The following is a 6,309-nucleotide window of genomic DNA, read 5'->3' as shown; positions in this document are numbered from 1 at the left end:
GAGTACAATGTCCTCCTGACTAGATGACCTCTTTGGTCATGTTATATTTGATGCATCGTTAGTGGAAATAAGGTGCTGCAGATTCGTTAAAGTATGGATGGCAGCCAAATTGGCCAATTAGCGTTGGTGATATTCGTTAGAAAAGGAGCTTTTTACAGGCCTGGGTCGCTACCGCTCTCCCTCCCACTATCCCTATCCCTCTCCCTGTCCTGCTGCCTGTATTGGCCGGGGGTGACGCCCTCATACTTCTTGAACACCCGGATGAAGGTATTTACATTGCTCCACCCCGCCATCCCGGCTATATCATGGATTTTCATATCGGCATGCTCGTCCATGATGCGCTTGGCCTGCTTGACCCGGTATTCATTCAGATAATCCTTGAAGCTCTCCCCTGTTTTCTCTTTAATCAGCTGGCTGATGTAGTTGGGGGACAGGTTGAACTGCCCGGCCATATCCGTCAGGGACAGATCATAATGGTAGTGGCCGTGCATGTATGCAAGAATCTGTCCTGCCAGTGATTGATCCTGCTCCTTGCTCCGCTCCCGAATGTGGGCCGCCAGCTGCTCCAGCAGCTGCCGCATGTGGAGCAGCTGCTCGTGGGAATCCCGGCCGGAGCGGACCATGTGCTGGAACGGAATTCCTCCGGGAAACACCTCCGATGCCGTCTTGTTTATATGCTGGCATATACGGCTGATCGTTGTAATCATGGCGTAGAGAAACAGCTGCGCAGCTTCCCCGTTTGCCGCCGCTCTGCTTCCATGCTCCTCCCAGATCCGGTTAAACCGCATAACTGTCTCCTCCGGCTTGCCCTGAAGCACACAAATGGTCAGCTCCCGCTCCGCATCCAGCGGGTAGCAGCTGCCTACGCCTTCGGTGTGGCTCATTTCCGCAAAGGTAACAACGGCATGCCTGTCATGGACCTGCCGCTGCTCCAGCAGCCTTGCAGCCATGCGGTAGGAATCCTTCAGACTTGCGCCTGAGGCAACAGGACAGCCTGCAGCCGCAGCCATGCGGATGGCAAAACGCTCCTCCACCCCGGCCACCGCCTCCAGCACCAGCTTGCGCAGAAGCGGAATCCCCCCATCCTTAAGCAGAACGGCATAATGCAGATGATCCAGCTCCACGCTGTCGCCGGGGCCGTAAGCCTCCAGATGCTCCATTACAATCCGCAGCGCCTGGGCCTTAATCTCCAGCATCGTTTCCAGCGGATATTCCTCGCTCCACTGCTCCTCCTCCAGAAATTCCAGCACCACCACAACGGATTGTCCACGAAGCCAGTCCAGCTCATGCCGCTTCACTCCCGCCTCGGCCTGCTCCGCCGGCAGCAGCCCGAGAATAAGATCCCGCATAAACTTTTTCTTCAAAGGAAGCTTATGGTGGCGAAGCATCTCCCGAAGCTGGTCATTGGCCTCCTGAATACGCGCAGCGGACTCCCGGATAAAGGCAAACTCATCCGCTGCTTCCTCTGTCCCTTCCCGGCGGAAGGAACTGACTGCTCCCCGCACAGGCTTATACAGCTTGTTGGCGGCAAACAGGGAGATCATGATTCCCAGCAGGGTCATGCCCGCGTAGAAAGGAGCCAGACTCCGGGCGATCCCCCCCAGGCTGCCGCTCCAGGCATGGTCGGGGACGCTGTATACATAATGGAGCTTCCCCAGACTGGCGGATTTGGCCGCATACACCTGTCTCCCGTCAAGCCTCAGCTCCGCCTGGGCAGCATTTTCCTTCAGCCCCGCCAGAATCTCCTCCGCCCTATGCCATGCCGTCCGGCCCTCTGCCGCGGTTCCGATCCATTCCTTGCCGTAGAGCAGCCGGAAGCTATCCCGCTCCGAGCTTTGCTCCGGGAAAAATTGATCCTCATGAAAGGATATGACAACCATGATCCCTTCCCGGTTGGCCAGTGCCTCATGGCGGACAAAGGCAACCAACGGGCCTCTTTCCGACGGATCGCCGTATTCCTGGGCTGCGGCGCTTCTCCTGGCCTCCTCCTTATATTGAACCATCGCCGTGGAAGGCAGAGCCCCGGAGCGCTCAAACTCCTCAAACCAGGCAGCGTTATCGGCATCGAAGTTCATAAAGGCATAATATTGCTCCCGCGACATGGTGCTGTACGGGGTGATAACCAAGTCGCTCCCCTGCTTCACCAGATCAATCTGGTATCCGATATTGGTGAAGGCGTTCATATTGTTTTTCAACTCATTAAATACCGACGTAATAATGTAATAATCCATCTCCTGCTCCCGGGCATAGGCAAGGACATTGGGATTGACCCGCAGTTGGGCCACATAATTAAAGGCCACATTGAGCTTCATGTCCAGCCTGGTTTTGGCCTGCTCCATGAAGGCTCTTCGTTGATTGAGCAGCTCTGCCTGCATAATCTGGTTGTTCTTCATGGCATAAACCAGGCCGGCAATAAACGTATACAAGAAAGCGATCATAATGCATGCGGCCAGCAGCTTTCGCCAGAATCGTCTTTTCATGCCCTCTCCCCCAGCCTCTTTGTATGAATTGAATACGCTTTCACGATTATCTCTCCCAAATCCCCTATCCAACCTTCACTATATCCCGATTGGACGCCTCCGGTAAATCCTCATTTTCCCCACTCATCTCCAAAATCCACGGGAATGGCCTGTTTCCCTTGCCCTGCAGGCCGCCGGCTGGAGAAATTGATGAGAGCCGCGATAATGGCGATTTACGGCAGAGGCTCTCCTTGCTAGGATTTATGGGAGAGAACGCTTACAATACATCCCCCAACAAATGAGGAGTGTCACTGATGGAACCTAAGCCCAGTAACCGACCGATAATGCCCGGTTGGCTTCCCGCCTGGCAGAGGCTTGCCGCACGCCTGTCCCGGGATCGTTTTTTTTACCTTCTGCTTATCCCTTTTATTGGCTGGTATCTGATTTTCGCATACAAGCCCATGTACGGTCTGCAGATCGCCTTCAAGGACTTCAGCGTATTCAAAGGAATTGCGGCAAGCCCGTGGATCGGCTTCGAGCATTTTATTACCTTTTTTCAAAGTCCTTATTTCGTCCGCACCCTGACCAACACCCTGCTGATTAGCCTGTACAGCCTGATTTGGGGGTTTCCGGCCCCCATTATACTGGCCCTGCTGCTTAATGAGGTGAAGCATGTCTTTTTTAAGAAGGCCGTTCAGACCCTGACCTATTTGCCCCATTTTATTTCGGTGGTGGTCATCGCGGGCATTGTCACCAACTTCCTGGCTCCGAGCAACGGCCTTGTCAATATTATGCTGGCAAAGCTGGGACTGGAGAAAATTTACTTTCTCATTGTGCCGGAGTATTTCAGAACCATTCTGGTGTCCATGAACATCTGGAAGGAAACGGGCTTCGGCGCAATCCTGTACATCGCCGCTCTCTCCGGAATCAATCCGGAGCTGTACGAGGCCGCTGTCATTGACGGGGCCAACAAATGGAAGCAAATCTGGCATGTCACCCTGCCCGGCATTCTGCCCACCGTTATGATTATGCTTATTCTGCGGATCGGCCATATTCTGGATGTTGGCTATGAGGCCATTATTCTCCTGTACCAGCCGGCCACCTATGAAACTGCGGATGTCATCAGCACCTATATGTACCGGGCAGGAATCAAGGAAGGAAACTACGATTTAACAACCGCAGTAGGCTTGTTCAACTCGGCTGTAGGGCTGGTTCTGGTCATTGCGGCCAATAAGCTCAGCAAAAAATTCACCGAGAGCGGTCTGTGGTAAAGAGAGGAGCAGCAGCATGAAACTGTCCAAGGGTGAACAAATATTTTCCGTCTGCAATCATATTGTCCTGGCTTTGCTGGCGCTCGGCGCCGTCTATCCCTTCCTGTACGTTCTCTCCGCCTCCATCAGCTCGGGAGATGCCGTGATTACGGGTAAGGTGGTGCTCTGGCCCGTGGAGCTTACCCTTGCCGCCTACCGGCAGGTGCTGAATGAAAGCTCCTTGTGGATGGCTTACGCCAATACCATCTTCTATACGGTTGCGGGCACGGCCGTTAATGTGGCGTTTACCATATTCGGCGCTTATCCCTTATCCAAGAAGCGGCTCCTGGGCCGTGGCGCCATTGGCTTCTTCATTGCCTTCACCATGCTGTTCAGCGCCGGAATGATCCCGTTCTACCTGAACCTGCGGGATTTGGGGCTGCTGAATACCAGAACGGCCATCATTTTCGCCTTTGCCATTACAACCTTCAACGTCATTATCCTCCGTTCCTTCTTCCAAACCATTCCTGAAGATCTGGAGGAGGCTGCCAAGGTGGACGGCGCAAGCGATGCGCAGATTCTGTGGAAGGTGGTGCTGCCCCTGTCCAAGCCTTCTCTTGCCGCTATTTCCCTGTTCTATGCCGTAAGCCGCTGGAACGGGTATTTCTGGGCCATGGTCATTCTCCAGGATGAGCGCAAAATCCCGCTGCAGGTGCTTCTCAACAAGCTGGTCGTAAACATGAAGCCCACCGAGGACATGATGACAACCACCGACGTAGCGGCGTTCAGCCAGGAAACGGTCATTTATGCCACCATTGTGCTGTCTGTTTTGCCTATTGTGGCGGTGTATCCGTTTATTCAGAAATATTTTGTCAAAGGAGTTATGATCGGTTCTGTCAAAGGTTAAATAGAGCCGTTTCATATAAGCATTCCACTTATAAAAGGGAGGCAACACCATGAACAAAAAAGCCATACGGCCAGTCCTGCACACCGCTCTGGCATTGGCCCTCGGCGGCACTCTGCTGGGCGGCTGCGGAGACAACGGGCAGCAGAGCGCAGAACCATCCCCGGCGGCGGGAGCTTCATTGGCCCCAACCGGCGGCAAGGCCAGTGAGAAACCCCTTACCCTGTCTGTTCATTTCATGAACGGAAGCAATGTGTTTGACGACAACTGGCCCGTGTTTAAGAAAGCGGCCGAAATCACCAATGTGGCGCTTAAATCCACTTTGCCCAAAACAGTGACGGACAGAAACGAGGCCTTCAATATGATGATGGCCTCCGGAGAAGTGAGCGATATTGTCCTTGGAGCCAAAGCCAACATGGATAAATTCGGCCAGGAGGGCGCCTTCATGCCCCTTCAGGAGCTGATCGACAAGCACGCCCCTCACATTAAGGCATTTCTTGAAGCACGGCCCGATGTGAGAAGCGTGGGTACGGCGGCAGACGGAAGTATGTACTTCCTTCCCTTCGCGCCCGACGGGGAAGCGGCCTCCGGCTGGTTTATCCGCCAGGACTGGCTGGATAAGCTGGGTTTGCCCGTTCCGAAGACGGTGGAGAAGTACCATGAGGTGCTGAAGGCCTTCCGGGACAAGGACCCCAACGGCAACGGCCAGGCGGATGAAATCCCCTTCTTCAGCCGTTCCAATAACGGCGCTTACGAGCTGCTCTCCTTATGGGCTGCCGATCAGGGGTATGTCTTAAAGAACGGCAGCATCGTCTACGGCCCCCTGGAGCCGGAATATAAGCCGGGCATTGCCTCTGTGGCCCAATGGTATAAGGAAGGCCTGATCGACAAGGAGATTTTTACCCGGGGCAACAAGGCGCGGGATATTCTTCTGGGCAACAATACAGGCGGCTCCAATCATGACTGGTTTGCCAGCACCGCCTCCTTCAATGATACGCTGAAGGACAAAATTCCCGGCTTCCACTATGTTCCCATTGCCCCGCCTGCCAATGTGAAGGGTGAAATCATTGAACCCACCGCCAGAGCAGTGGTGAAAGCGGACGGCTGGGGAATAGCCGCAAGCAATAAGCATCCGGAGGAAACCATAAAGTATTTTGACTTCTGGTACACGGAGGAAGGCAGGAGACTGGCCAACTTCGGCGTGGAGGGTCTTACCTACCATATGGTGGACGGCAAGCCCAAATTCACCGATGAAATTCTGCAGGGCGGCCAGGTCACTCAGAATCTGTACAAATACGGCGCACAGCTGGAATTCAGCTTTCATCAGGACTTTGAATACGAACGGCAATATTTGAACCCCATCGCGGAAAAAGGAATTAATGAATACATTTCCAACCGCTATATCCGCGAGCAAATTCCGACCCTGGCCTATACTTCGGAGGAGGAGAAGCAGCTGAAGAATATGGAGGCCTCGATTAATACCTACGCCAGCGAAATGGGCCAAAAATGGGTGCTGGGGGCGGAATCCGTAGACGCCACCTATGACGCCTTTGTCAGTAAGCTGAAAACCATGGGCATTGAGGAGGTGCTGAAAATCAAGAATAACGCCTATCAGCGTTATCTGAAGCAATAGCTTCTCTCCCCTGCGGAAGGTGCGGCGCAGTCCGCACCCCGCAAGGCGGAGGCGCAAGCATGC

4 protein-coding genes are annotated in these 6,309 nt (G+C 54.0%); 3 read left to right on the top strand and 1 reads right to left on the bottom strand.

Going from position 1 to position 6,309, the window contains the following annotated elements; translation table 11 throughout:
* Nucleotides 1-152: 152 nt before the first annotated feature.
* Nucleotides 153-2,480, bottom strand: a complete 2,328-nt coding sequence (locus tag DQG13_RS28630) for a helix-turn-helix transcriptional regulator (RefSeq protein WP_113023612.1) — start codon at nt 2,478-2,480, stop codon at nt 153-155.
* 293 nt (nt 2,481-2,773) lie between these two features.
* On the opposite strand from DQG13_RS28630, the gene DQG13_RS28625 reads away from it, so the two are divergent.
* Genes DQG13_RS28625 through DQG13_RS28615 form a run of 3 tightly spaced genes read left to right on the top strand, consistent with a single transcriptional unit; the run spans nt 2,774 to nt 6,246 of the window.
* Nucleotides 2,774-3,730 (top strand): ABC transporter permease, encoded by a 957-nt coding sequence (locus DQG13_RS28625; RefSeq protein ID WP_181593061.1) that lies wholly within the window; start codon nt 2,774-2,776, stop codon nt 3,728-3,730.
* Between the two features lie 16 nt (nt 3,731-3,746).
* On the top strand, nt 3,747-4,616 hold the full coding sequence (locus DQG13_RS28620) for a carbohydrate ABC transporter permease (RefSeq protein WP_113023611.1): 870 nt from the start codon (nt 3,747-3,749) through the stop codon (nt 4,614-4,616).
* Nucleotides 4,617-4,665: 49 nt separating this feature from the next.
* Nucleotides 4,666-6,246: an extracellular solute-binding protein gene (locus tag DQG13_RS28615; protein WP_113023610.1), complete on the top strand. Its 1,581-nt coding sequence runs from the start codon at nt 4,666-4,668 to the stop codon at nt 6,244-6,246.
* Nucleotides 6,247-6,309 lie beyond the last annotated feature (63 nt).

The organism is Paenibacillus sp. YN15 (genome assembly GCF_003285005.1).
Lineage (GTDB): Bacteria > Bacillota > Bacilli > Paenibacillales > NBRC-103111 > Paenibacillus_AR.
The sequence above is the reverse complement of the archived record's forward strand: the minus strand, read 5'-3'. Positions and strand labels throughout refer to the sequence as shown.

Coding starts and splice junctions, on each gene's coding strand:
- DQG13_RS28630 (WP_113023612.1), bottom strand. CDS start 2,480: ATGAAAAGACGATTCTGGCGAAAGCTGCTGGCCGCATGCATTATGATC.
- DQG13_RS28625 (WP_181593061.1), top strand. CDS start 2,774: ATGGAACCTAAGCCCAGTAACCGACCGATAATGCCCGGTTGGCTTCCC.
- DQG13_RS28620 (WP_113023611.1), top strand. CDS start 3,747: ATGAAACTGTCCAAGGGTGAACAAATATTTTCCGTCTGCAATCATATT.
- DQG13_RS28615 (WP_113023610.1), top strand. CDS start 4,666: ATGAACAAAAAAGCCATACGGCCAGTCCTGCACACCGCTCTGGCATTG.